General features: G+C 71.4%; 16 protein-coding genes. 11 read left to right on the plus strand and 5 right to left on the minus strand.

What is annotated here, in order from left to right; translation table 11 throughout:
• Positions 1-11: 11 nt before the first annotated feature.
• Both ACIRC0_RS03655 and ACIRC0_RS03660 read right to left on the minus strand, forming a co-directional pair.
• A complete protein-coding gene (locus tag ACIRC0_RS03655; RefSeq protein ID WP_403610698.1) occupies positions 12-4,211 on the minus strand; it encodes a trypsin-like peptidase domain-containing protein in 4,200 nt (1,399 codons plus the stop codon).
• Positions 4,208-4,549 (minus strand): CU044_2847 family protein, encoded by a 342-nt coding sequence (locus tag ACIRC0_RS03660; protein WP_403610701.1) that lies wholly within the window; start codon positions 4,547-4,549, stop codon positions 4,208-4,210. The genes ACIRC0_RS03655 and ACIRC0_RS03660 overlap by 4 nt, the downstream gene beginning before the upstream one ends.
• Before the next feature lie 298 nt (positions 4,550-4,847).
• On the opposite strand from ACIRC0_RS03660, the gene ACIRC0_RS03665 reads away from it, so the two are divergent.
• Positions 4,848-6,251 carry a glycoside hydrolase family 16 protein gene (locus ACIRC0_RS03665; protein WP_403610703.1) on the plus strand — a complete coding sequence of 468 codons (1,404 nt, stop codon included), beginning with the start codon at positions 4,848-4,850 and terminating at the stop codon, positions 6,249-6,251.
• Between the two features lie 66 nt (positions 6,252-6,317).
• On the opposite strand, the gene ACIRC0_RS03670 is transcribed toward ACIRC0_RS03665, so the two are convergent.
• Complete coding sequence (locus ACIRC0_RS03670; RefSeq protein ID WP_403610706.1) at positions 6,318-7,205, minus strand: helix-turn-helix domain-containing protein; 888 nt, start codon at positions 7,203-7,205, stop codon at positions 6,318-6,320.
• A 146-nt stretch (positions 7,206-7,351) separates the two neighbouring features.
• On the opposite strand from ACIRC0_RS03670, the gene tkt reads away from it, so the two are divergent.
• Genes tkt through ACIRC0_RS03705 form a run of 7 tightly spaced genes read left to right on the plus strand, consistent with a single transcriptional unit; the run spans position 7,352 to position 16,292 of the window.
• Positions 7,352-9,427 (plus strand): transketolase, encoded by a 2,076-nt coding sequence (tkt, locus tag ACIRC0_RS03675; protein WP_403610709.1) that lies wholly within the window; start codon positions 7,352-7,354, stop codon positions 9,425-9,427.
• A gap of 19 nt (positions 9,428-9,446) precedes the next feature.
• Positions 9,447-10,592: a transaldolase gene (gene tal / locus ACIRC0_RS03680; protein ID WP_403610712.1), complete on the plus strand. Its 1,146-nt coding sequence runs from the start codon at positions 9,447-9,449 to the stop codon at positions 10,590-10,592.
• Positions 10,589-12,202, plus strand: a complete 1,614-nt coding sequence (gene zwf / locus ACIRC0_RS03685) for a glucose-6-phosphate dehydrogenase (protein WP_403610715.1) — start codon at positions 10,589-10,591, stop codon at positions 12,200-12,202. The genes tal and zwf overlap by 4 nt, the downstream gene beginning before the upstream one ends.
• Positions 12,199-13,140: a glucose-6-phosphate dehydrogenase assembly protein OpcA gene (opcA, locus tag ACIRC0_RS03690; protein WP_403610718.1), complete on the plus strand. Its 942-nt coding sequence runs from the start codon at positions 12,199-12,201 to the stop codon at positions 13,138-13,140. Before zwf ends, opcA begins: the two co-directional genes overlap by 4 nt.
• Complete coding sequence (gene pgi / locus ACIRC0_RS03695) at positions 13,133-14,791, plus strand: glucose-6-phosphate isomerase (protein WP_403610721.1); 1,659 nt, start codon at positions 13,133-13,135, stop codon at positions 14,789-14,791. Before opcA ends, pgi begins: the two co-directional genes overlap by 8 nt.
• A gap of 1 nt (position 14,792) precedes the next feature.
• Positions 14,793-15,674 (plus strand): phosphogluconate dehydrogenase (NAD(+)-dependent, decarboxylating), encoded by an 882-nt coding sequence (gene gnd, locus ACIRC0_RS03700; protein ID WP_403610723.1) that lies wholly within the window; start codon positions 14,793-14,795, stop codon positions 15,672-15,674.
• 6 nt (positions 15,675-15,680) lie between these two features.
• Complete coding sequence (locus tag ACIRC0_RS03705; protein WP_403610725.1) at positions 15,681-16,292, plus strand: histidine phosphatase family protein; 612 nt, start codon at positions 15,681-15,683, stop codon at positions 16,290-16,292.
• A gap of 13 nt (positions 16,293-16,305) precedes the next feature.
• Here the strand turns inward: ACIRC0_RS03705 and ACIRC0_RS03710 are convergent, their stop codons facing one another.
• Entirely contained in the window at positions 16,306-18,096 is a 1,791-nt protein-coding gene (locus tag ACIRC0_RS03710) for a bifunctional sugar phosphate isomerase/epimerase/4-hydroxyphenylpyruvate dioxygenase family protein (RefSeq protein ID WP_403610728.1), read from the minus strand.
• Positions 18,097-18,109: 13 nt separating this feature from the next.
• On the minus strand, positions 18,110-18,985 hold the full coding sequence (locus ACIRC0_RS03715; protein ID WP_403610730.1) for a shikimate dehydrogenase: 876 nt from the start codon (positions 18,983-18,985) through the stop codon (positions 18,110-18,112).
• Positions 18,986-19,142: 157 nt separating this feature from the next.
• Here ACIRC0_RS03715 and ACIRC0_RS03720 point away from each other — a divergent pair, with 157 nt between their 5' ends.
• From ACIRC0_RS03720 to ACIRC0_RS03730, 3 genes are all read left to right on the plus strand, one after another.
• On the plus strand, positions 19,143-19,808 hold the full coding sequence (locus ACIRC0_RS03720; RefSeq protein ID WP_366026166.1) for a TetR/AcrR family transcriptional regulator: 666 nt from the start codon (positions 19,143-19,145) through the stop codon (positions 19,806-19,808).
• A gap of 172 nt (positions 19,809-19,980) precedes the next feature.
• On the plus strand, positions 19,981-21,339 hold the full coding sequence (locus ACIRC0_RS03725) for an MFS transporter (RefSeq protein ID WP_403610733.1): 1,359 nt from the start codon (positions 19,981-19,983) through the stop codon (positions 21,337-21,339).
• Between the two features lie 159 nt (positions 21,340-21,498).
• On the plus strand, positions 21,499-22,848 hold the full coding sequence (locus ACIRC0_RS03730; RefSeq protein WP_403610736.1) for a glycosyltransferase: 1,350 nt from the start codon (positions 21,499-21,501) through the stop codon (positions 22,846-22,848).
• Positions 22,849-22,962: the final 114 nt, after the last annotated feature.

The following is a 22,962-nucleotide window of genomic DNA, read 5'->3' on the forward strand; positions in this document are numbered from 1 at the left end:
GGGGCGCGGCTTCAGGCCTTGGGGCAGGACCCTGAGGCGTCGGCACCCCCGTCGGGCAGGAGCCGGCGTTCGTCGGCGGTCAGCGGACGGTTGAAGGCACGGCAGAGCCCTCTGTACCAGGCGTCGGGGTTGAGCGGGAGCGTCAGCGCACCCGAATTGGTCGCACCCACGGCGGTGTCGCCTTGCAGGCTCCACTGGGCATAGGCATTCCCCACGGGGAGATTCGCGATCTGCAGTGTGCTTCCCTGCTGCCACACCTGGAGGTTCTTGAAATCGGTGGAGAGCAGATGTCCGTCCGGGGTGAAGCCGATCAGGTGGCTGGTGCCGCCTGCGGAGATCGCGGGTGACTGCAGACGGAACTCGGGCACGCTGCGGAACTCGATCCGCGCGGCGTCCATGGTCTTGACGTTGCTGAGCGTGGCGAGGGTGTTCCCCGACGGGTCGAAGACTTCCGTCTCCGAGGTGCTATCCGCGTCGGGGTTGGCCTGGAACTCCCCGACCGCCCGGCGCTCTTGGAGATCCCACAGGCTCATCTCTCCGTCGCGTCCCCGGACCAGTACCTGCTGCGGGTGCCCAGGGCGCGGCCACAGCGACTCGCCGTTGGTCGCGAGCCATTGCTGGGTCGTGTCGTGCGTGTGCAGAGGCAGCGGTGAGCCGATGGCCCGTCCGGTGGAGGGGTCCCAGCGTGCGAGGACGCCCGCGTAGAGCGTGATGACACTGCCGTCACCGGCGGCGGCGACGGCCCCGGTGGCGTCCTCCCGGGACTTCGCTGGGCCCGGCAGCGGTAGGAGGCGCTCCGGTGACAGACGGGGCAGGGAGTAGACGGCGAGCCGGTTCCCGACCCTGGCGACCAGATGGCGGCCGTCGGAGGTGACGGCGTTCTGGCGCACGGCCATGAACGTGGGCAGGAGTTGTCGACGCGCCTCCGTCCCGGCCTGGTACCTCCGGCCGGTCCGGGTGTCGAGGACCGCGAGTGCCTCGTCGCCCGCGTTGAAGTTCTCCAGGATGCGGAACCTTCCGTCCGGCGTGAACAACGGGAGAGGCCCGTTTCCCGGCGTGGGCAGGTCCGGGTTGGCGCCCGGCCGCGGCAGCTTGAAGCGCAGCACCGTTCCGCCCCTGATGCCGAGCACGGTCAACTGCCCGTCCTTCCGGGGCAGTACGACGTAGGCGGCGTCCTTGGCACCATCGGTGACCGGGATGGGGCCGCGGGACACTTCGCCCGTCCGGAGGTCGATCGCCACCACCGAGTTCACCCCCTCGTCCCCGACCGGCATCACGGCGTAACGGCCGGTGGCGTCCAGGGGCGCGCCTCCGCAGTCGATCCCGCCGACCTCGTACCGCGGTGTCCGCCCGGTCAGCGGCCGCACCCGGAAGGAGTCGTCGGGGCAGTCGACGACCGCCTGGGCGTCGAGGCCGATGGCGTCCAGGCCTTCGACCGGGACCTTGCCGAGCTGAGCACCGGTGCGCAGGTCGAACCGCTCGTAGCTTCCCGTCTCCTTGAGTACGACGGTTTCGGAGGGCTGGGAGAAGCGCGCGGTGTAGAAGGCGCGACCGGCGGGCAGCAGCGTGGTGGACAGGAGCGCCCTGCGCTGCACGTCCCAGACACCGAGCCGTTCCCTGGCGTTGTCACCGTCCGTCGCGAACAGGGCCAGCACTCGGGACCCGTCGGAGGAGAAGTCGATGTCCCGGGTATTCTCGGCCGCATTCCAGGAAGCGGGTACGGGCAGCCGCACGGGACGGTCCGGGTGCGCGACGTCCCACACCGACAGCCCTTCCCTGTCGTCGAGTACACCGACCTTGCGGCCGTCGCGGCTGAGCCGCACGACCGGCTCGTGGGCGGTGATCGACCTGATGCGGGGCAGCCGGTGCACGGTCACCCGGCCGGTGAGGTTCGTGAGGACCTGCACCGCCCCCACCTGGTCGACCACCGCCGCGGCCCGGCCGTCGGGTGTGGCCGTCAGCAGCAGCACGTGGTCGGTTCCGGGGAGGTCCAGGGCGTACTCGGTGTTGCGCAGTTGTGAGTACAGCGTCAGGAGCGCGCCGTAGGCTTCGGGCTGACGTGCATCGGTGCGCCAGGCGGTCAGGGCCAGCAGAGCCGCGGTGCTCGGGTCGTCGGCGGCCCTGCGCACCGCGTCGGGGCCGAGCAGACGCGCCGCCTGGGCGCGCAGCTGTCGGTTCAGTTCCTGGGACCGCTCGTACGTCAGCCCGGCCATGGTGCCGGCCAGCACCGCGAGCACGGTGATCACCGCGGTGATCATCCGCCACCGTCGCACCTCCCAGCTCTGACGGGCCTGGGAGGCCTGGATGTACGCGTTTTCCTCGGCCGTGATCTCCTGTGGCCGCTGCTCCCGCCACCGGACGGCCTCCGCCAGCGGAGCCCCCCGTAACAGTGCCCCTCTGCTCCCGCCGTCGAGCTGCCGCCACTGGCGCAGGCTCTGTCGGAGCCGTTCCTGCCAGTCCCGGAAGTCACGGTCCGCCGCCAGCCAGGACAGCAGCCGGTCCCAGTGGTGGATCAGCGCTTCGTGGGCGACGTCGATCATCTCCGCCCCGTCCACCGCCTGGGTGGAGACGAGCAGTTTGCGGTCCGTCAGCAGGCTCGCCACCCGCCTCTGGTCCTCGGGAAGGGAGTCGACGCGCACGGTGCGCCGGACGAAGCCGCCGTCGTCCTCCGGCCGGGCGAGCTGGACGAGCAGGCGCCTCGCGGCGTCGCGTTCCGCGTCCCGCAGGTGGCGGTGGTACACCTCTTCCGCGTATCCGGCGACCGCGCCGGACACCCCGCCCATGGCGTCGTAGGCCTCATGGGTGAGTGTGCCGCCGCGGCGCCGGTTCCACAGCCGGGTCAGCGTGAACTCCACCAGTGGCAGCCGTCCGGGGCCGTCGCCCGCGTCGTCCAGGATCCGCTCGACCAGGCCCGCCTCGTGAGCGACACCGGGAGCGGCGGCGAGTGGCCCGGTGATCGCCGCCCGCAGCTGGTCCCGGTCCATGGGGGCCAGGAGCATGATGCCTTCCTGCAGCCCGCTCTGGTTGTCGTGGGTCAGCAGGCGGTCGAGGGAGCCGGACCGCACCGTGAGCAGCGCCCGCACCGGCCGGGACCGCGGACTGCCCTCGGCCAGTGCGGTGACCAGCCTGAGCAGTTCCCGGCCGGTGACCGGATCGGTCGTGACGATTTCCTCGAACTGGTCGACGAACAGCAGGACACCATCGGGGTGACGGCGTGCCAGGCGTGCGGCCACCTCGGTGGTGTCCCCGGCGGACAGCCGCTGCGCCAGCTCGGCGCGGCTCAGTTCGCCGTCCAGCAGCGGCTCGACGGCGCCGGCCAGCGTCTCCTCGGGGCCGAGCCCGGGAGTGGGCCGGAAGTCCGCCGTCACCTGGCCGGCCCGTCTCAGCCTGGGCAGCAGTCCGGCCCGGACGAGTGAGGACTTCCCGCTGCCCGACGGCCCGGACAGCACGACGACCGGCTGCCGGGTGACCAGCTCCTCCAGTTGCAGGGCGTCCTTCTCACGGCCGCAAAAGACCGATTCGTCCTCCTCCGTGAACGGTCGCAGACCGCGGTAGGGAGAGGAGGGCTGCGCGTGTTCCGCGAGCTCCGGCCATGCCCGCAGGATCGACGAGGCGGGGTGCAGATACGCCGTGCCGACCGCGCTCCCCTGTCCGGCGGCGACCGCCATACCGACGACCCCGCCTAGGTCGACGTCCCAGACCGGCGTACCGCTGAACCCCGGCTCCACCTGCGGTCCGGCCTCGCTCTGCATCTGCAGCCAGCCGGCTCCCTGCACGGCTCTCAGCCGGCCCGCGACCCACACCCCGTGGTCGCTGCCGGAGGGGAAACCGAAAAGGCGGACGCCGTGGTCCCACAGCTCGTCCGCCTCCACCAGCCACGGTGTCACCGTGCCGGAGGACACATCCCCCTCGAGGCGCAGCAGCGCCATGTCCCCGGTCTCGTCGGGGAGTACGGGGTGCCAGCCCGCCACGGTGGCCCGGACGAGCCGCGGGCCGTCGCCCGTGCCCGTCGCCGCCGCCAGCGGGAAGTCGAGTCCGATCCGTCCGGGCGGCGGGGCGGGGTCCCGTGCGTCCGTGCCCAGCGCACGCGCCACGACATGGGCGCAGGTGCAGAGCAGGCCCGGGGCCACGAGGAAGGCGGCGCCGACGATGCCGCCCCGGCCGTGCACCCGGGCGACGGCGTCGGCGAGTACGGACTCCCCTGCGGTCACGGTTCGGCGGGGCGTTCGGCCGGGCGGTTCCACTCCACCGCGACGGTGAAGTTCGCCTCGGTCGCCGTGCGCGCGACCACCACACCCGCGTCGGCGGAGAACTTGATCCCGAACTCCAGACTGATCCTGTCCGGCGGTGCGACGCCCGCGCGCAGCTGGCTGACCACCGCCTGCATGGCGGGTCGTATCGGAGCGAGCACCTCCTGCAGGCTCCTGCCCGCCGCAAGGGCGGCGTCCTGCGCCCGGCCGGCCCGGGCCCAGCCGTTCTCGTCCCGCTGTTCGACCTCGACGTGCAGCTGCTCCCCGCCGTCGAGCGGAATGGTCAGGACGTGCGGCATCGTTCCCCCAACTCCCGTGGCGCCTGGCTCGATTGAGGATAGTAGTCAGCCCCGGGGTCCCAGCGTCCCACGGGACCGGGTATCGCCGGACGGCCCTTTCATCCCTCCCTTCGCCCCAGCGTTCATGCCCTGAACTCCCTTCCCTCCGAGGGACTTTCTCTGCTTCACCTCTTGACGACCGAAGTGACGGAGAGCACATTGAGCGCGCAACCATCGCTTGAGAGCGCTCTCAAGGAGCCGCGGGCGCTCTCCGGCAGGCACCCGCGCATCGACTCCCCGTACCCGAGAGGCACCCCCCATGAGCGATTCCCCCGGCATACCCCGCAGACGGCGCAGTGTGAGGCGGGCGTTCGTCGCCGCCCTCGGCACGACGGTGCTCGCCGTGGCCGCCGCCACGGTCGCCACGCCGTCCGCCAACGCCTCCGCCCCCGCTCCCCCGTCGGGCTGGAGCCAGGTCTTCCTCGACGACTTCAACGGCGCGTCCGGCTCCGGCGTCAACACGTCCAACTGGCAGTACGACACCGGGACGTCGTATCCGGGCGGCCCCGCCAACTGGGGCACCGGCGAGGTCGAGACGATGACCTCCAGCACCGGCAACGTCTCGCTGGACGGCAACGGCAACCTGCTCATCACCCCCCGCCGCGACGCCTCCGGCCACTGGACCTCGGGCCGCATCGAGACCACCCGCACCGACTTCCAGCCGCCGGCCGGCGGCAAGCTGCGCGTCGAGGCCCGGCTGCAGATGCCGAACGTCACCGGAACCGCCGCCGAGGGTTACTGGCCCGCGTTCTGGATGCTGGGCGCGCCCTACCGGGGCAACTACCAGAACTGGCCCGGTGTCGGCGAGTTGGACATCATGGAGAACGTCCAGGGCCTGAACAAGACGTGGGCCACGATGCACTGCGGCACCAACCCGGGCGGCCCGTGCAACGAGACCAGCGGCATCGGCAACTCCACCGCGTGCCCGAACACGACGTGCCAGTCCGGCTTCCACACTTACACCATGGAGTGGGACCGCTCGGCGAGCCCGGAAGCGATCCGCTTCTACGTCGACGGCGTCAACTACCACACGGTCACCGCCAACCAGGTCGACGCGACGACCTGGACCAACGCCACGAACCACGGGTTCTTCGTCATCCTGAACGTGGCGATGGGCGGCGCCTTCCCGGACGCGTTCGGCGGCGGCCTGGACAACGACACCCAGCCCGGCCATCCGATGGTCGTCGACTATGTGCAGGTCCTCCAGTCCTCGGGCGGTGGGGGCGGTACCACGCCTCCGCCGTCGGGCAACCGGGACGCCTACAGCGCGATCCAGGCCGAGTCGTACGACAGCCAGTCCGGCGTGGCCACCGAGACGACCTCGGACACGGGCGGCGGTCAGGACATCGGCTCGCTGGCGAACGGCGACTGGGCCCTGTACAAGGGCGTCGACTTCGGCTCCACGGCCGCGAAGCAGTTCTACGGCCGGGTCGCGAGCGGCGCGGCGAGCGGGGTGAGCGGACTGGTCGAGGTGCGCCTCGACAGCCGGAGCAACGCACCGATCGGCAGTTTCGCGGTGGCCAACACGGGCGGCTGGCAGAGCTGGAGGACGGTCCCGGCCAACATCACCTCCGTGACCGGCACGCATGACGTCTATCTGACCTTCACCAGCGGTCAGCCGGGCGACTTCGTGAACGTGAACTGGTTCGACTTCGGGCACTGACCACCTCCCTCCCCCATGGAAAAGGGGCCCCACGTGCGCGTGGGGCCCCTTTCCCGTGCACGGAACTCAGCGCAGCTCCGCGCGGAACACCGCCGGCGTCGTGTCCGTGTGCTGGTGGAAGAACTTGGAGAAGTTCGCCGCGTCGGGGAAGCCCACGGCGGCGCCGACCCGGCCTATCGGCAGGTCCGTGTGCGCCAGCAGACGCTTGGCCTCGAGGATCACGCGCTTGTCGATGAAGCCCTTGGGCGTCTGACCGGTGGCGGCGCGGACGGCGCGGACCAGGGTGCGGCGGGAGTAGCCGAGGGCGTCGGCGTAGGCGCTGACGCTGTGGTTGGTGGCGAAGTCCTTCTCCACCGCGTCGCGGAAGCGGGTGAAGGTGGTGTCGACCTGGCCGCGGGCCGCCTCGGCGGAGCTGGTCGCCAGGTGCGCGAGGCGTACCAGGAACGCGGTCAGCGAGTGCCGCAGCACCTCGGTGTGCAGACCGAGCGGCAGCGTGGTGGTGTCCTCGTACTCGCGCCGGAGCTGGGCGAGGGCCGCCCGGAGCGCGGCGAGCTGGCCCGGGTCGGGGTGCAGCAGGGGCGGCAGATCGTAGCGGTAGAGGCCCGTGGCCTCCACCGTGGCACGGGGCAGGAAGCCGGGTTGCATGGTGAGCACGGTGCCGCGGTACTCGCTCGCCCGGGAGAAGCGGTGGACCTGCCCGGGGCGGATCCACAGAAGGTCGCCGTCGGTCATCTCGTACTCGGCGAAATCCACCATGTGTGTCACGGGGCCGCCAGTGAAGAGCATCAGGACATGGAAATCGATGCGGTGGACGCGGTCCAGCGGCGCGTCCTCGTGCCAGGTGCGCCCGGGCTCCATGGGGCCCACCTGCATACCGACGCCGCAGACGCTCCGGTCGGCGGGGAACGCGTATGTCCTGATCCCGTCACCGTCTTGCATGGTTCTGTCCGCCATGTCCTTCTCGTGCCGCCTCGGTACCGCTGTCGATGTCCCACTTTCACCGAAGGCTGACACAGGCGCACCTTCCCCGGCAAAAGTCAGACTTTTAGGTTTGAACGCGTTCCACCAGCGATTCCGCATCCAGTGAGGACTCTTTGAAGATGAGTGCGCAGAGCACCGACGGATTCGAATGGACCGAGCTCGACCGCCGTGCCGTCGACACCGCCCGCATCCTGGCGGCCGACGCCGTGCAGAAGGTCGGCAACGGCCACCCGGGCACCGCGATGAGCCTGGCCCCGGCCGCGTACACGGTCTTTCACAAGGTGATGCGCCATGATCCGGCGGATCCGGAGTGGACGGGCCGTGACCGTTTCGTCCTCTCCCCCGGCCACACCTCGCTGACCCTCTACACGCAGCTCTTCCTGGCCGGCTACGAGCTGGAGCTGGACGACCTGAAGGCGTTCCGCACGCACGGTTCGAAGACGCCCGGTCACCCCGAGTACGGGCACACGGCCGGTGTCGAGACCACCACCGGCCCGCTCGGCCAGGGTGTCGCGAACGCGGTGGGCATGGCGATGGCCGCCCGCTACGAGCGAGGTCTGTTCGACCCGGAGGCACCCGCGGGCGAGTCCCCCTTCGACCACACGATCTGGGCCATCGTCTCCGACGGCGACCTGGAGGAGGGCGTCTCCGCCGAGGCCTCCTCGATGGCCGGCCACCAGAAGCTCGGCAACCTCGTCTTCCTGTACGACGACAACCACATCTCCATCGAGGGCGACACCGCGACGGCCTTCTCCGAGGACGTCCTGAAGCGGTACGAGGCCTACGGCTGGCACACCCAGCGCATCGAGCCCGCCGAGAACGGCGACATCGACGTCCACGCGCTGTACGCGGCGCTGAGGGCGGCGCAGGCCGAGACCGAGCGCCCCTCGATCATCGCGATGCGCACGATCATCGCCTGGCCGGCCCCGAACGCGCAGAACACCGAGGCCGCCCACGGCTCGGCGCTCGGCGCGGACGAGGTCGCGGCCACCAAGCGCGTCCTCGGCTTCGACCCGGAGAAGTCCTTCGAGGTGGCCCCCGAGGTCCTCGCCCACACCCGTCAGGCCCTGGACCGGGGTGCCGAGGCGCACGCCGCCTGGGACAAGCGGATCGCCGAGTGGCGCGGCGCCCAGCCCGGGCGCGCGAAGCTGTACGACCGTGTCGTGGCCGGTCAGCTCCCCGACGGCTGGGAGCAGGCGCTTCCGGAGTTCGAGGAGGGCGCGTCCGTCGCGACCCGTGCCGCCTCCGGCAAGGTGCTGCAGGCGCTCGGCGCGGTCATCCCCGAGCTGTGGGGCGGCTCGGCCGACCTCGCCGGGTCGAACAACACGACCATCGACAAGACCTCGTCCTTCCTGCCGAAGGGCAACCCGCTGCCGGAGGCGAGCCCGTACGGCCGCACGATCCACTTCGGTATCCGCGAGTTCTCCATGGCCGCGGAGATGAACGGCATCGCGCTGCACGGCAACACCCGTATCTACGGCGGCACGTTCCTGGTGTTCTCGGACTACATGCGCAACGCGGTCCGCATGTCCGCCCTCATGCAGCTGCCGGTGACGTACGTGTGGACGCACGACTCCATCGGCCTCGGCGAGGACGGCCCCACCCACCAGCCGGTCGAACACCTCGCGGCGCTGCGCGCGATCCCGGGCCTGAACGTCGTCCGCCCGGCCGACGCCAACGAGACCGCCGTCGCCTGGGCCGAGATCCTCAAGCGGCACTCCACCAACCCCGCCCCGCACGGCCTCGCGCTCACCCGCCAGGGCGTGCCCACCTACGCCCCCAACCCCGAGGCGGCCAAGGGCGGTTACATCCTTCAGGAGTCCTCCACCGGGAGCCCGGACGTCATCCTGATCGCCACCGGTTCGGAGGTGCAGCTCGCCGTCGCCGCGCGGGAGCAGCTGGAGGCCGAGGGCGTGGGCACCCGGGTGGTGTCGATGCCGTCCGTGGAGTGGTTCGAGGAGCAGCCCGCCGAGTACCGCGAGCGCGTCCTCCCGCCGTCCGTGAAGGCCCGGGTGGCCGTCGAGGCAGGTATCGGCCTGACCTGGTACCGGTACGTCGGAGACGCAGGGCGCATCGTGTCCCTGGAGCACTTCGGCGCCTCGGCCGACGCCAAGACCCTGTTCGCCGAGTTCGGCTTCACCCCCGAGAACGTGGCCGCCGCCGCCCGGGAATCCCTTGCCGCCGTCCGCGGTTGATCCGATCGCCAGAAGGAAGATGATCACAGTGACCGAAGCAACCGCAGCAGCGGAGCCCCTGAAGCGCCTGTCCGAGGCGGGCGTGTCGATCTGGCTGGACGACCTGTCCCGCAAGCGGATCGCGTCCGGCAACCTCGCCGAACTCATCGAGACCCGGCACGTGGTGGGCGTCACCACCAACCCGTCCATCTTCCAGGCCGCCATCGGCTCCGGAGAGGGCTACGAGGAGCAGCTGGCCGACCTGGCCGTGCGCGGGGTGACGGTCGAGGAGGCCGTCCGCATGATGACCACCGCGGACGTCAGGGCCGCCGCCGACATCCTGCGGCCCGTGTACGACGCGACGGACGGCCGGGACGGCCGGGTCTCCATCGAGGTCGACCCCCGCCTCGCCCACAACACGGTGGCGACCATCGCCGAGGCCAGGCAGCTCGCCTGGCTCGTCGACCGCCCCAACGTGATGATCAAGATCCCGGCGACCGAGGCGGGCCTGCCGGCCATCACCGAGGTCATCGGCCAGGGCATCAGCGTCAACGTGACGCTGATCTTCTCCCTGGAGCGCTACCGCCAGGTCATGGACGCCTACCTCGCCGGCCTGGAGAAGGCCCGGGCGGCCGGCCTCGACCTGTCGGTCATCCACTCCGTCGCCTCCTTCTTCGTCTCCCGCGTCGACACCGAGATCGACAAGCGCCTCACCAAGCTCGGCACCGACGAGGCCCTGGCGCTCAAGGGCCGGGCCGCGCTCGCGAACGCACGGCTCGCGTACGAGGCTTATGAGAAGGCCTTCGCCTCGGAGCGGTGGAGCGCGCTGGAGAACGCCGGCGCCAACAGGCAGCGCCCCCTGTGGGCCTCCACCGGTGTGAAGGACCCGGCGTACAAGGACACCCTGTACGTCGACGAACTGGTCGCGCCGGGCACGGTCAACACCATGCCGGAAGCCACCCTGAGGGCCACCGCCGACCACGGCGCCGTCCAGGGCGACACGGTGACGGGTGGCTACGAGCAGGCCCGCGCCGACCTCGCGGCCGTGGAGCGGCTCGGGATCCCCTACGACGAGGTCGTGAAGCAGCTCGAGGACGAGGGCGTCGCGAAGTTCGAGACGGCCTGGCAGGACCTGCTGGACGCCGTGACGAAGTCCCTGAACAGCAAGGGAGTTGACGCGGAATGAGCGACGAGACCATGGCACAGGGCGCGGCTCCGGCCGAGAGCACGCTGGTGCTCGAAGCCGCCCTCACCCCACCCCACAGCGGTTCGTCCGCCTGGGACAACCCGCTGCGCGACCCCCGGGACCGCCGTCTGCCCCGTATCGCGGGCCCTTCCGGACTGGTCATCTTCGGTGTCACCGGCGACCTGTCCCGCAAGAAGCTGATGCCGGCGGTCTACGACCTGGCCAACCGCGGCCTGCTCCCGCCGGGCTTCTCGCTCGTCGGGTTCGCCCGGCGCGACTGGGCCGACCAGGACTTCGCGCAGGTGGTCCACGACGCGGTGCGCGAGCACGCCCGTACGCCCTTCCGCGAGGAGGTCTGGCAGCAGCTCGCCGAGGGCATGCGGTTCATCCCCGGTGACTTCGACGACGACACCGCCTTCAAGCAGCTGAAGTCCGCCGTCGACGAGTTGGACGCCTCCCGGGGCACGAGCGGCAACTACGCCTTCTACCTGTCGGTGCCGCCGAAGTTCTTCCCGAAGGTCGTGAAGCAGCTGAAGAAGCACGGCCTCGCCGACGCCCCGGAGGGCTCCTGGCGGCGGGCGGTCATCGAGAAGCCGTTCGGCCACGACCTGGCGAGCGCCCGCGAGCTGAACCGGATCGTGCACGAGGTGTTCGAGCCGGACCAGGTGTTCCGCATCGACCACTACCTGGGCAAGGAGACCGTCCAGAACATCCTGGCGCTGCGCTTCGCGAACCAGATGTACGAGCCGATCTGGAACCGGTCCTTCGTGGACCACGTGCAGATCACCATGGCCGAGGACATCGGCATCGGCGGCCGGGCCGGCTACTACGACGGCATCGGCGCCGCCCGCGACGTGATCCAGAACCACCTGCTCCAGCTGATGGCGCTGACGGCCATGGAGGAGCCCATCGCCTTCGACGCCGGGTCGCTGGTCACCGAGAAGATGAAGGTCCTGAAGTCGGTGAAGCTGCCGGAGGACCTCGGAGCGCACACCGTGCGCGGCCAGTACGCGGCCGCGTGGCAGGGCGGCGAGAAGGTGCGCGGCTACCTCCAGGAGGAGGGCATCGACCCCGCGTCCACCACGGACACCTACGCGGCGATCAAGCTGGAGGTCGACAACCGCCGCTGGGCGGGCGTGCCGTTCTACCTCAGGACCGGCAAGCGCCTGGGCCGCCGGGTGACCGAGATCGCGGTCGTCTTCCAGCGGGCCCCGCACTCGCCCTTCGACACCACGGCCACCGAGGAACTGGGGCAGAACGCGATCGTCATCCGGGTGCAGCCCGACGAGGGGATGACCGTCCGCTTCGGTTCGAAGGTGCCGGGTACGTCGATGGAGATCCGGGACGTCTCGATGGACTTCGCCTACGGCGAGTCGTTCACCGAGTCCAGCCCGGAGGCGTACGAACGGCTGATCCTGGACGTACTGCTCGGCGACGCCAACCTCTTCCCCCGTACGGAGGAAGTGGAGGAGTCCTGGAGGATCCTCGACCCGATCGAGGAGTACTGGGCGACGCACGGCAAGCCCGCGCAGTACGCCTCGGGCAGCTGGGGTCCCGGGGAAGCCGACGAGATGCTCGCACGAGACGGACGGAGCTGGCGCAGGCCATGAAGATCGACCTGACCGACACCACGGCAAGCAAGATCAACAAGGCGCTGGTGCAGGGCCGCCGCGCCCTCGGCACCCCCGCCGTGGGCATGGTCCTGACCATGGTCATCGTGACCGACGAGGAGAACGCCTACGACTCGATGAAGGCGGCCGAGGACGCCTCGCATGAGCACCCCTCGCGGACCCTGGTGGTCATCAAGCGGCAGGCCCGCACCCCGCGCGACCGCACCCGGTCGCACCTGGACGCCGAGGTCCGGGTGGGCGCCGACGCCGGCACCGGTGAGACGGTCGTGCTGCGGCTGTACGGCGAAGTGTCCGACCACGCCGACTCGGTGGTCCTGCCGCTGCTGCTGCCCGACGCGCCCGTCGTCGTGTGGTGGCCGGTGGACGCGCCGGACAACCCGGCCAAGGACCCGCTGGGAGCCCTCGCCCAGCGCCGCATCACCGACCTGTACGCCGTCGAGGACCCGCTGCGTGTGCTGCGAGCCCGGGTCTCCTCCTACGCGCCGGGCGACACCGACCTGGCCTGGACCCGGCTGACGCCGTGGCGGTCGATGCTGGCCGCCGCGCTCGACCAGGCCCGGACGAAGATCATCTCCGCGGCCGTGGAGGCCGAGGCGGAGAACCCGGCCGCCGAGCTGCTGGCCCGCTGGCTGGAGGCCCGCCTGAAGGTGTCCGTGGACCGGGTGGTCACCGCAGGACCGGTCGTGACGGCCGTTCGGCTGGGCACCGACAAGGGCGAGATCGTCATCGACCGCCCCGAGGGCCCGCTGGCCACGCTCACCCTGCCGGGCCAGCCCTCGCGCACCCTGGCGCTGAAGGTGCGCCCGACCTCCGAACTGATCGCCGAGGAGCTGCGCCGCCTCGACGCGGACGAGATGTACGCCATCGCCCTGCGCGGCGAGGGCGCGGGAGCCGAGGAGGGTGCCGCTCATGTCTGACAGCCCGAGGCTCACCCGGCGGCCCGAGTGGGTCGAACTGGAGGACCACCGCGCCCAGTGGCACGCGCACATCCGGGACCTGTTCGACCAGGACCCCGGGCGCGCGGAACGCTACGTCGTGCGCGTCGGTGATCTGCGCATCGACTACTCCAAGCACCTGATCACCGACGAGACCCTGGCGCTGCTCCAGGAACTGGCCACCGCCACCGATGTGTTCGGGCTGCGCGACGCCATGTTCCGCGGCGAGAGGATCAACACCACCGAGCGCCGGGCCGTGCTGCACACCGCGCTGCGCGCCCCCCGTGATGCGGTGATCGAGGTCGACGGCGAGAACGTGGTGCCCAAGGTGCACGCGGTGCTCGACAAGATGACCGACTTCGCGAACCGGGTCCGCTCCGGCGAGTGGACCGGCCACACCGGCAAGCGCATCAAGAACGTCGTCAACATCGGCATCGGCGGCTCCGACCTGGGCCCCGCGATGGCGTACGAGGCGCTGCGCGCCTACACCGCGCGGGAGATGACGTTCCGGTTCGTGTCGAACGTGGACGGTGCCGACCTGCACGAGGCGGTGCGGGACCTGGATCCGGCGGAGACGCTGTTCATCGTCGCGTCGAAGACGTTCACCACGATCGAGACGATCACGAACGCGACTTCGGCCCGGTCCTGGCTGCTCGCGGCGTTCGACGGTGACGAGAAGGCGGTCGCCAGGCACTTCGTGGCGCTGTCGACGAACGCCGGGAAGGTCACCGAGTTCGGTATCGACCCCGACAACATGTTCGAGTTCTGGGACTGGGTCGGCGGCCGGTACTCGTACGACTCGGCCATCGGACTGTCGCTGATGATCGCGATCGGTCCCGAGCGGTTCCGGGAGATGCTGGACGGCTTCCGCATCGTCGACGAGCACTTCCAGGGCGCGCCGGCCGAGGCCAACGCGCCGCTCGTCCTGGGCCTGCTGGGCGTCTGGTACGGCAACTTCTTCGACGCCCAGTCGCACGCTGTGCTGCCGTACTCGCACTACCTGTCCAAGTTCACCGCGTATCTCCAGCAGCTGGACATGGAGTCCAACGGCAAGTCGGTGGACCGCGACGGGCACCCGGTGCAGTGGCAGACCGGCCCGGTGGTGTGGGGCACCCCGGGCACCAACGGGCAGCACGCCTACTACCAGCTCCTCCACCAGGGCACCAAGCTGATCCCGGCCGACCTCATCGGCTTCGCGAACCCGGTCGCCGAGCTGAGTGACGAGCTCAAGGCGCAGCACGACCTGCTGATGGCCAACCTGTTCGCGCAGGGCCAGGCGCTCGCCTTCGGCAAGACGGAGGAGGAGGAGCGCGCGGAGGGCGTGCCCGAGGAGCAGGTGCCGCACCGCACCTTCAAGGGCAACCACCCCACCACCACGATCCTGGCCACCGAGCTGACCCCGTCGGTCCTCGGCCAGCTCATCGCCCTCTACGAGCACAAGGTGTTCGTCCAGGGCGCGATCTGGAACATCGACTCCTTCGACCAGTGGGGTGTCGAACTCGGCAAGGTGCTCGCCAAGCGCGTCGAGCCCGCCCTGACTCAGGGCGCCGACGTCCCCGGCCTCGACCCGTCCACCGCCGCCCTCGTGGCCGCCTACCGCACGCTCAAGAACGCTCAGGAAGAAGTGAACTGACATGCAGCTCGGACTCATCGGTCTCGGCAAGATGGGTGGCAACATGCGCGAGCGGATCCGCCGCGCGGGCCACACCGTCGTCGGCTACGACCGCAACCCCGAGGTCTCCGACGTCAAGAGCCTGGGTGAACTCGTCGAGAAGCTCGAGGCCCCGCGCGTGGTCTGGGTGATGGTCCCGGCCGGCGCCGCCACCCAGTCCGTCGTCGACGAACTCGCCGCTCTGCTCTCCCCCGGCGACATCGTGGTGGACGGCGGCAACTCCCGCTGGACGGACGACGAGAAGCACGCCACCGAACTCGGCATCAAGGGCATCGGCTTCATCGACGCGGGCGTCTCCGGCGGTGTGTGGGGCCTGCAGAACGGCTACGCGCTGATGGTCGGCGGCGACAAGGAGCACGTCGACCGGCTCCAGCCGATCTTCGACGCGCTCAAGCCCGAGGGCCCCTACGGCTACGTCCACGCGGGCAGGGTCGGCGCCGGCCACTTCTCGAAGATGGTCCACAACGGCATCGAGTACGCGATGATGCAGGCCTACGCCGAGGGCTGGGAGCTGCTGGAGAAGGTCAAGTCCGTGGACAACGTCCGCGAGGTCTTCCGCTCCTGGCAGGAGGGCACCGTCATCCGCTCCTGGCTGCTCGACCTCGCGGTCAACGCCCTGGACGACGACGAGCACCTGGACAAGCTGCGCGGCTACGCCGAGGACTCCGGCGAGGGCCGCTGGACGGTCGAGGCCGCCATCGACAACGCCGTCCCGCTCCCGGCGATCACGGCGTCCCTGTTCGCCCGGTTCGCCTCGCGGCAGGACGACTCCCCCCAGATGAAGATGATCGCGGCGCTGCGCAACCAGTTCGGCGGCCACGCGGTCGAGTCCGCGAAGGAGTAACGAGCCGTGGGCGACCTCCTGCTGGTCCGCCACGGCGAAACCGAGTGGAGCGTCTCGGGGCAGCACACCAGCTTCACCGACCTCCCGCTCACGCAGCGGGGCGAGGAACAGGCCAAGTCCCTCGCCCCGCTGCTCGCCGGACGCACCTTCGCGCGCATCCTCACCAGCCCCCTCGGCCGCGCGATACGCACCGCCGAACTCGCCGGACTCTCCGGCGCCGTCCCCGACCCGGATCTGCACGAGTGGGACTACGGTGCCTACGAGGGCATCACCACCGTCGAGATCCACCGCACCCGCCCCGACTGGTACCTGTGGACCGACGGCGTCCCGCAGGGCCCGCCCGGTCACCCCGGTGAGTCGCCGGAGGAGGTCGGCGCACGTGCGGACCGGGTACTGGCCCGCATCGCGCCCGGCCTCGCCGAGGGCGACGTGATCCTCGTGGCCCACGCCCACTTCCTGCGCGTCCTCACCGCGCGGCACCTCGGCCTCTCGGCCGCCGAGGGACGGCTGTTCCAGCTCGCCACGGGCACGCTCAGCCGGCTCTCCACCGAGCACGGGCGGCCCGTGATCGCGGAGTGGAACACGACCGGGGCGTCCGCGACTCCCGGTCCGTTCTAGTCAGCACGACCTGTCAACGCACCGGCCGGCTCGCGTGCTGCGCCGCCAGCCGCACCGGTGCGTTCCGGGCGCCGTATCCCCGGTAGCCGCCGTCCCGCTGGACCAGTTCGAAGAAGACGCGGCCCACGGTGTGCGTGTAGCAGTGCAGGAAGGTGCCCTCTGCGTCGCGGTCGTAGAGGATGCCGAGGTCGCGGTACGTCTCCAGCTCCCCGTCGGCGAACTCGTACTGGGCGGCCAGGTCGTCGTAGTAGTTCGCGGGCACCTCGAGCAGCCGGCCGCCCGCCTCGCGGAAGCGGCGGGCCGCCGCGACCACGTCCTCGGTGCCGAGCGCGATGTGCTGGGCTCGGGCGCCGTCGTCGGTCGGGGCGGGCCCGATGCTCAGGGCGATGCGCACACTGCCGTCGGCGTTGGTGACCGCGCGGCTGCGGTGCAGTCCGTAGGGGTCGGCGACGTCGACGCTTTCCTGGGCGTGCAGCCCGAGCACGCTGCGGTGGAAGAGGGCCGCCTCGTCGAACTGGTGCCAGGGCTGGGTGAGGGCGAGATGGTCGACGCGGTCGATGCCGGAGGCCGGCGCCTTGTGCGGAACGTCCTCGAAGTCCCCGCGCCAGTCGGGGAGTCGGGATCGTCCGGTGGCGCAGAAGAACAGCTCCGTGCCGTCGGGCGCGGACACCGCCTCCAGCGGCGCGTCCTGCGGGGCGCGGCGGCGTGGCAGGACCGGGGCGAGCAGCGCCTCGGCGCGCCGGGCGGCTCCTTCCGGGTCCGGGGACTCCAGACCGACGGCGGCAAGGGCGGTGCCGTCGCGGCGTGCGGCCGGGCCGGTGTTGACGAGGACGCGGGCGGCGCCCTGCTCCCACAGGTCCACGGGTTTCGTCCGGTGCCGGGCCGTGCGGGCGAAACCGAGCGCGCCGAGGACCGCGGAGACCGGGTCGACGTCCGGGGTGACGAGTTCCGCGAAGGCGACACCGGTCGGCACCACGGGCGGGGGCGGGGCCGCGAGTCCGGTCGCCTCCTGGAGGACGAGCAGCGAGCGGCGGGCGTCCACGGCGGTGGGGGCGGCCTCGGCCTGGCGGAAGACGTCGTTGAAGACCTCCAGGGACAGCGGGCCGGTGTAGCCGGCGCGCATCACATGGGCGAGGAGCCCGGCGAGGTCGAAGCCGCCCTGGCCGGGGAAGCAGCGGTAGTGGCGGCTCCACTGCAGGACGTCCATCGCCATCAGCGGGGCGTCGGCCAGTTGCAGGAAGAAGATCTTCTCGCCGGGGATGTCCTCGATGCCCTTCGGGTCACTGCCCCGGGCGAGGATGTGGAAGCTGTCCAGGCAGACGCCGAGCGCCGGGTGGTCCGCGGCCTCGACGACGCGCCACGCGTGGTCGTAGGTGCTCACGTGCCGGCCCCAGGCCAGTGCCTCGTAGGCGACGCGGATCCCGAACTCCTGGGCGACGTCGGCGAGTCGGCGCAGATGCCAGGCGGCGAGCGCGTCGTCGTCCTCGGCGTGCGGGCAGACGCTGGAGCAGACAAGGACCGTGTCCGCGCCGAGCCGGTTCATCAGCTCGAACTTGCGCCGGGCCCGGCGCAGATTGCGCTCGAACTCCTCCGCCGGCACGGCCTCGATGTCCCGCATGGGCTGGTAGAGGTCGATGCTCAGGCCGAGGTCGGCGCAGCGGGCCCGGATCTCCTCGGGGGTCAGCGGGCTGGCGAGCAGGTCGTTCTCGAAGATCTCGATCCCGTCGAACCCGGCCCGGGCCGCGGCGGTGAGCTTCTCGGTGAGGGATCCGCCGATGGAGACGGTGGCGATGGAGGTACGCACCAGGGGTCCTTCCCTACTGACGGGCGGCCGTGGCCCCGGCCAGTTCGGTGATGTCCGTGAGCATGCGCGTGCTGTCCGGTTCCCGCCCGGTGAACAGGCGGAACGCGTCGGCGGCCTGGAAGACGGCCATGCCGCCGCCGTCGAGCGTGGCGCAGCCGAGCGCGCGGGCTGTGCGCAGCAGTTCGGTCTCCAGCGGGCGGTAGACCACCTCGGCGACCCACAGCCCGGGATGCAGCAGCCGGGCCGGGAGCGGCAGCCCGGGATGGGCTGCCATGCCGGTGGGAGTCGCGTGCACGAGGCCGTCGGCGCCCGTCAGGACCGCCGGCAGCGCGTCGAGGCCGGCTCCGGTCGCGCGCTCGGCGCCGAAGTGCCGGCCCAGGGAGGCGGCGAGGTCCGCGGCGCGCTCGGGCAGGGCGTCGACGACGGTGACGTGACCGGCGCCGAGCGTCAGCAGGGCGTGCGCGACGGCCGCGCCCGCGCCGCCCGCGCCGAGCTGCACCACGCGGTCCAGCGGGGCGTCGGGCAGACCGCGGGCGAAGGAGGCGGCGAAGCCGGTGACGTCCGTGTTGTGGCCGACGGCCCGGCCGTCCTCGAGGACGACGGTGTTCACCGCGCCGAGTGCCTCGGCCTGCGGGACGAGCGCGTCGAGGTGCGGGATGACCAGCTGCTTGCACGGGTGGGTGATGTTGAGCCCGTCGAAGCCGAGGTCTCGGGCGGCGCGGACGAGATCGCCCACGGCTGCCGGACCGGCTTCGAGACGGTCGAGGTCGATCAGCCGGTACACGTAGCGCAGGCCCTGCCGGTGGGCCTCCCTCTCGTGCAGGGCGGGGCTGAGCGAGGGACCGATGCCCGAACCGATGAGACCGACGAGATACGAGTCCTGGGGCACCGGCGTCCTCCTGGCAGCAATGTACGAACTAGTACGTTAGTCATAGCAGTAGCCACCAGGTCGGCGGAAGCCCTCCGGGGAACGGAAGGCGGCCGGGCTTCTACAATCGCGGCACGCGAACGAGTCAGACAGCCCTTCCCTCGTCCCAAGGAACCCCATGACCAGCGTCGACGAACCGGCACGACCGAACGGCCGCATCCGCGACGCCGCCCGCACGAAGGCCGAGATCCTCGACGTGGCCACCCAGGAGTTCGCCCGCGCCGGGTACGACGGGGCCCGGGTCGACGAGATCGCCGCCCGCACCCGTACCACCAAGCGGATGATCTACTACTACTTCGGCGGCAAGGAGCAGCTGTTCACGGCCGTCCTGGAGCGGGCGTACGGGGTGATCCGCCAGGCCGAACAGGAGCTGGACGTCGAGCACCTGGACCCGGTCGCGGCCATCCGCCGGCTCGCCGAGGTCACCTTCGACCACCACGAGCAGCACCCCGACTTCATCCGCCTGGTCAGCATCGAGAACATCCACGACGCCGAGCACATCGCCGCCTCCGAGGAGCTGGGCGCGATCGGCTCGCCGGCCCTGGAGGTGACCGGCCGCATCCTCGCGGCGGGCCGGAAGTCCGGGCTGTTCACGGCCGACGTCGACGCCGTCGACCTGCACGCCCTGATCAGCTCGTTCTGCTTCTTCCGGGTCGCCAACCGGCACACCTTCGGTGCCCTCTTCGGCCGGGACCTGGTCGCCGCCGACCAGCGCGAACACTACCGCCGGATGCTCGGGGACATGGTGATCGCGTACCTGACGGCGGACCGCACGGAGGACTGACCGCCGCACCGGAGGTCCGGGCACGACCTCTTGACACCGGGGAAACGCGGGCGCAACATCCCACCCACCGCTACTAACTACCCAGTGGGTTAATTAGCCGAATCCGGCGCCTCTCCCCCATCCGCTCACTCCGCACGTTCCTCAACGGTGGAGTCCCCCGAAGGAGCCCGTCGTGTCCGTCCCCGCCCCGCCCGACGACGCCGCCGCCCCGCCCGGCCAGCCGAGGAAGGCCGCGACGGCCGCCTGGATCGGCAGCGCCCTGGAGTACTACGACTTCTTCCTCTACGGCAGCGCGGCCGCGCTGATCTTCCCGAAGGTCTTCTTCGACGCCTCCGACCCGGCCACCGCGACCCTGCTGTCGCTGGCCACCTTCGGTGTCGCGTACGCGGCCCGTCCCCTCGGCGCGCTGTTCCTCGGACACTACGGCGACCGGGTCGGCCGTAAGAAGATCATGGTGTTCACGCTGGTCCTGATGGGCCTGTCGACGTTCCTCATCGGCTGTCTGCCCACCCGCGCCGAGGTCGGCACCCTGGCCCCCGTCCTGCTGGTGCTGTGCCGCGTCCTGCAGGGAATCTCGGCGGCCGGCGAGCAGGCGAGCGCCAGTTCCATGAGCCTGGAGCACGCGCCCCCGCACCGGCGCGGGTTCTTCACCAGTTTCACGCTCAGCGGCACCCAGGGCGGCCAGCTCATCGCCACGCTCGTCTTCCTGCCGGTCGCCGCGCTCCCCGAGGGGCAGTTGCTGTCCTGGGGCTGGCGCCTGCCGTTCTGGCTGAGCGTCGCGGTCGCCGTCGTCGGCTACGTCATCCGCCGCAGGCTCGCGGAGACACCGGCCTTCGCCCGGCAGTCCGGCGCCGAGGGACCGGCCCGGCTGCCGCTGGCGGTGCTGCTGCGCGAACACTGGGCGGACGTACTGCGGGTGATCGCGGGCGCCCTCATCGCCTCGGTGAGCACCATCTTCACGGTCTGGGCGCTGGCGTACGCGACGAGCGACGCGGTGGGCGTGTCCCGCTCCTCCATGCTGTGGGTGGGCGCGCTCGCCAACCTCGTCGCGCTCGCCGCGATCCCGCTGTGGGCGGCACTGTCCGACCGCATCGGCCGCCGCCCGGTGTACCTCATCGGTGCCGTGGGCAGCGCGGTGACGATGTTCCTGTACCTGTGGGCGATCTCCAGCGGCTCCTACCCGCTGATCCTGCTGACGGGGATCGTCGCCTTCGGTGTCGTCTACAGCGCCGCGAACGGCGTGTGGCCCTCCTTCTACGGTGAGATGTTCTCCACCCGGGTCCGGATGTCGGGCATGGCGATCGGCACGCAGATCGGCTTCGCGGTCGCCGGGTTCGCGGTGACGTTCGCCGCCGAGATCGCCGGGCCGGACGGCACCGACTGGTCGTCGGTGGCCCTGTTCACCGCGGCCCTGTGCGTCCCGCCGGTCGTCGCCGCGCTCACCGCCCGCGAGACGCACAAGGTGCCGACGGAACGGCTCGGCGAGCGCCCGGCGGGCGATGCGGCGAGCCGGGAGACGGTCACGGCCTGAGCCCCTCTCATCCGAGTCCCCGACCGCGCCGGCGGTTCGGGGACTCGGACGCACCACCCTCGCCGTTCCCGCGGCGACAGCCCGCGCAGCCACCGCACCCCCGCGCCCGCCCCGGCCCGGGCCGCACACCCTGCGGGTCAATACACCTAGCCTGGCGGCATGTCCCGTCGTCCGTCCCGTCGTTCCGTGCGTGCCCTCACGCTGGCCGCGTCCGTCCTCGCGACACGGGCCCGCCCGTTCCAGCCGCCCGCGGCACCCGTACCGGCGCCCGCCGGGCGCCCGGTCCGGCCCGTGCCCGGGCGTGTGCTGCACCTGGTCACCAGCGGGCTGCCGCACCAGCGCACGGACTACACCCTGCGCACCCAGGCCCTCGCCCGGGCGCAGTCGGAGGCGGGGCTCGATCCGCACGTGGTGACGCGGCTCGGATTCCCGGTCACCCATGGCGTGTTCGACGCGCGGTCGCTGGATCTGCTCGGTGGAGTGCCCCAGCACCGGCTCCTGCCCCGGTGGCTGCCCCACGGCGGCGGGCCGCTGCTCGCGCGCGACGCCGAGCTGACCGCGCGGCTCGTCGAACGGCTGCGGCCCTCGGTGCTGCACGCGGCGAGCGACCACGGCAACGGCCAGGTGGCGCTCGCCCTGCGCGAGACGTACGGGCTGCCCGTGGTCTACGAGCTGCGCGCCTTCCCGGCGCAGCACGGGCCGGAGCGGACCCCGGGGCGTTCGGGCGACGACGATCCGTACGTCGCCCTGCGTGCGTCGGAGACGTACTGCCTGCGCGAGGCCGACGCGGTGCTGGCGCCGAGCGAGGCGGTGAAGGCCGAGATCGTCGCGCGCGGGGTGCCCGAGGAGCGGGTGCGCGTCGCGCCGGACGCCGTCGATCCCGTCTTCCTCCAGCCCCTGCCCGACGGCAGCGCCCTGCGCGCCCGGCTCGGCATCGGAGCGGACGAACACGTCGTCGGGACGGTCGGCGGCCTCACTCGCCGCGGCGGCCTCGCCACCCTGCTGGAAGCCGGTGCCGAACTGCGTCGCCGGGGCGTCCCGCTGCGGCTGCTGCTGGTGGGCGACGGCCCCGAGCGCCGGTCGCTGCGGACGCTGGCCGCCCGGCTGGGACTGGACGACGGCACGGCGCTGTTCACCGGCCGGGTGCCGCACGACCGGGTGCGCGCCCACCACGCCGTGCTGGACGTGTTCGCGGCGCCCCGCACCGACGAGCCCGGCGGCCGTCCGGTGGCCCCGCCGGCGCTGGTCGAGGCGATGGCGAGCGGTCTTCCCGTGGCGGCCAGTGATCTCCCCGCGATCAGGGAACTGGTCGAGTCCGGCGTGAACGGGCAACTGGTGGTGCCGGGATCCTCTCGCGTCTGGGCGGACGCGCTCGAGGTGCTGCTGCGCAGTCCGGGAACGCGCCGCGACCGGGGAGCCGCCGCACGGGCCTTCGTCGCCCGTGACCGCACCTGGTCGCAGATCGCCGCCACGACCCGCGCGACGTATCAGGTACTCGGGTGTCTGTGAGTCGCCGTCGGTGAGTGGCACACGCCCTGCTCACCCGTCGCGGCATAGAGCGCAGCACCGATCTGTTGACTCCGCTGAGGGACGTGGTGTCGGCGGCACCCTGGTCCCCCGACC

This window comes from Streptomyces sp. NPDC093984, from assembly GCF_044764595.1.
GTDB lineage: Bacteria > Actinomycetota > Actinomycetes > Streptomycetales > Streptomycetaceae > Streptomyces > Streptomyces cynarae.

Excerpts from the sequence above, each read along its gene's own strand:
- ACIRC0_RS03660 (WP_403610701.1), bottom strand. The coding sequence starts at position 4,549 with ATGCCGCACGTCCTGACCATTCCGCTCGACGGCGGGGAGCAGCTGCAC.
- ACIRC0_RS03665 (WP_403610703.1), top strand. The coding sequence starts at position 4,848 with ATGAGCGATTCCCCCGGCATACCCCGCAGACGGCGCAGTGTGAGGCGG.
- ACIRC0_RS03670 (WP_403610706.1), bottom strand. The coding sequence starts at position 7,205 with ATGGCGGACAGAACCATGCAAGACGGTGACGGGATCAGGACATACGCG.
- tkt (WP_403610709.1), top strand. The coding sequence starts at position 7,352 with ATGAGTGCGCAGAGCACCGACGGATTCGAATGGACCGAGCTCGACCGC.
- tal (WP_403610712.1), top strand. The coding sequence starts at position 9,447 with ATGATCACAGTGACCGAAGCAACCGCAGCAGCGGAGCCCCTGAAGCGC.
- zwf (WP_403610715.1), top strand. The coding sequence starts at position 10,589 with ATGAGCGACGAGACCATGGCACAGGGCGCGGCTCCGGCCGAGAGCACG.
- opcA (WP_403610718.1), top strand. The coding sequence starts at position 12,199 with ATGAAGATCGACCTGACCGACACCACGGCAAGCAAGATCAACAAGGCG.
- pgi (WP_403610721.1), top strand. The coding sequence starts at position 13,133 with ATGTCTGACAGCCCGAGGCTCACCCGGCGGCCCGAGTGGGTCGAACTG.
- gnd (WP_403610723.1), top strand. The coding sequence starts at position 14,793 with ATGCAGCTCGGACTCATCGGTCTCGGCAAGATGGGTGGCAACATGCGC.
- ACIRC0_RS03720 (WP_366026166.1), top strand. The coding sequence starts at position 19,143 with ATGACCAGCGTCGACGAACCGGCACGACCGAACGGCCGCATCCGCGAC.
- ACIRC0_RS03730 (WP_403610736.1), top strand. The coding sequence starts at position 21,499 with ATGTCCCGTCGTCCGTCCCGTCGTTCCGTGCGTGCCCTCACGCTGGCC.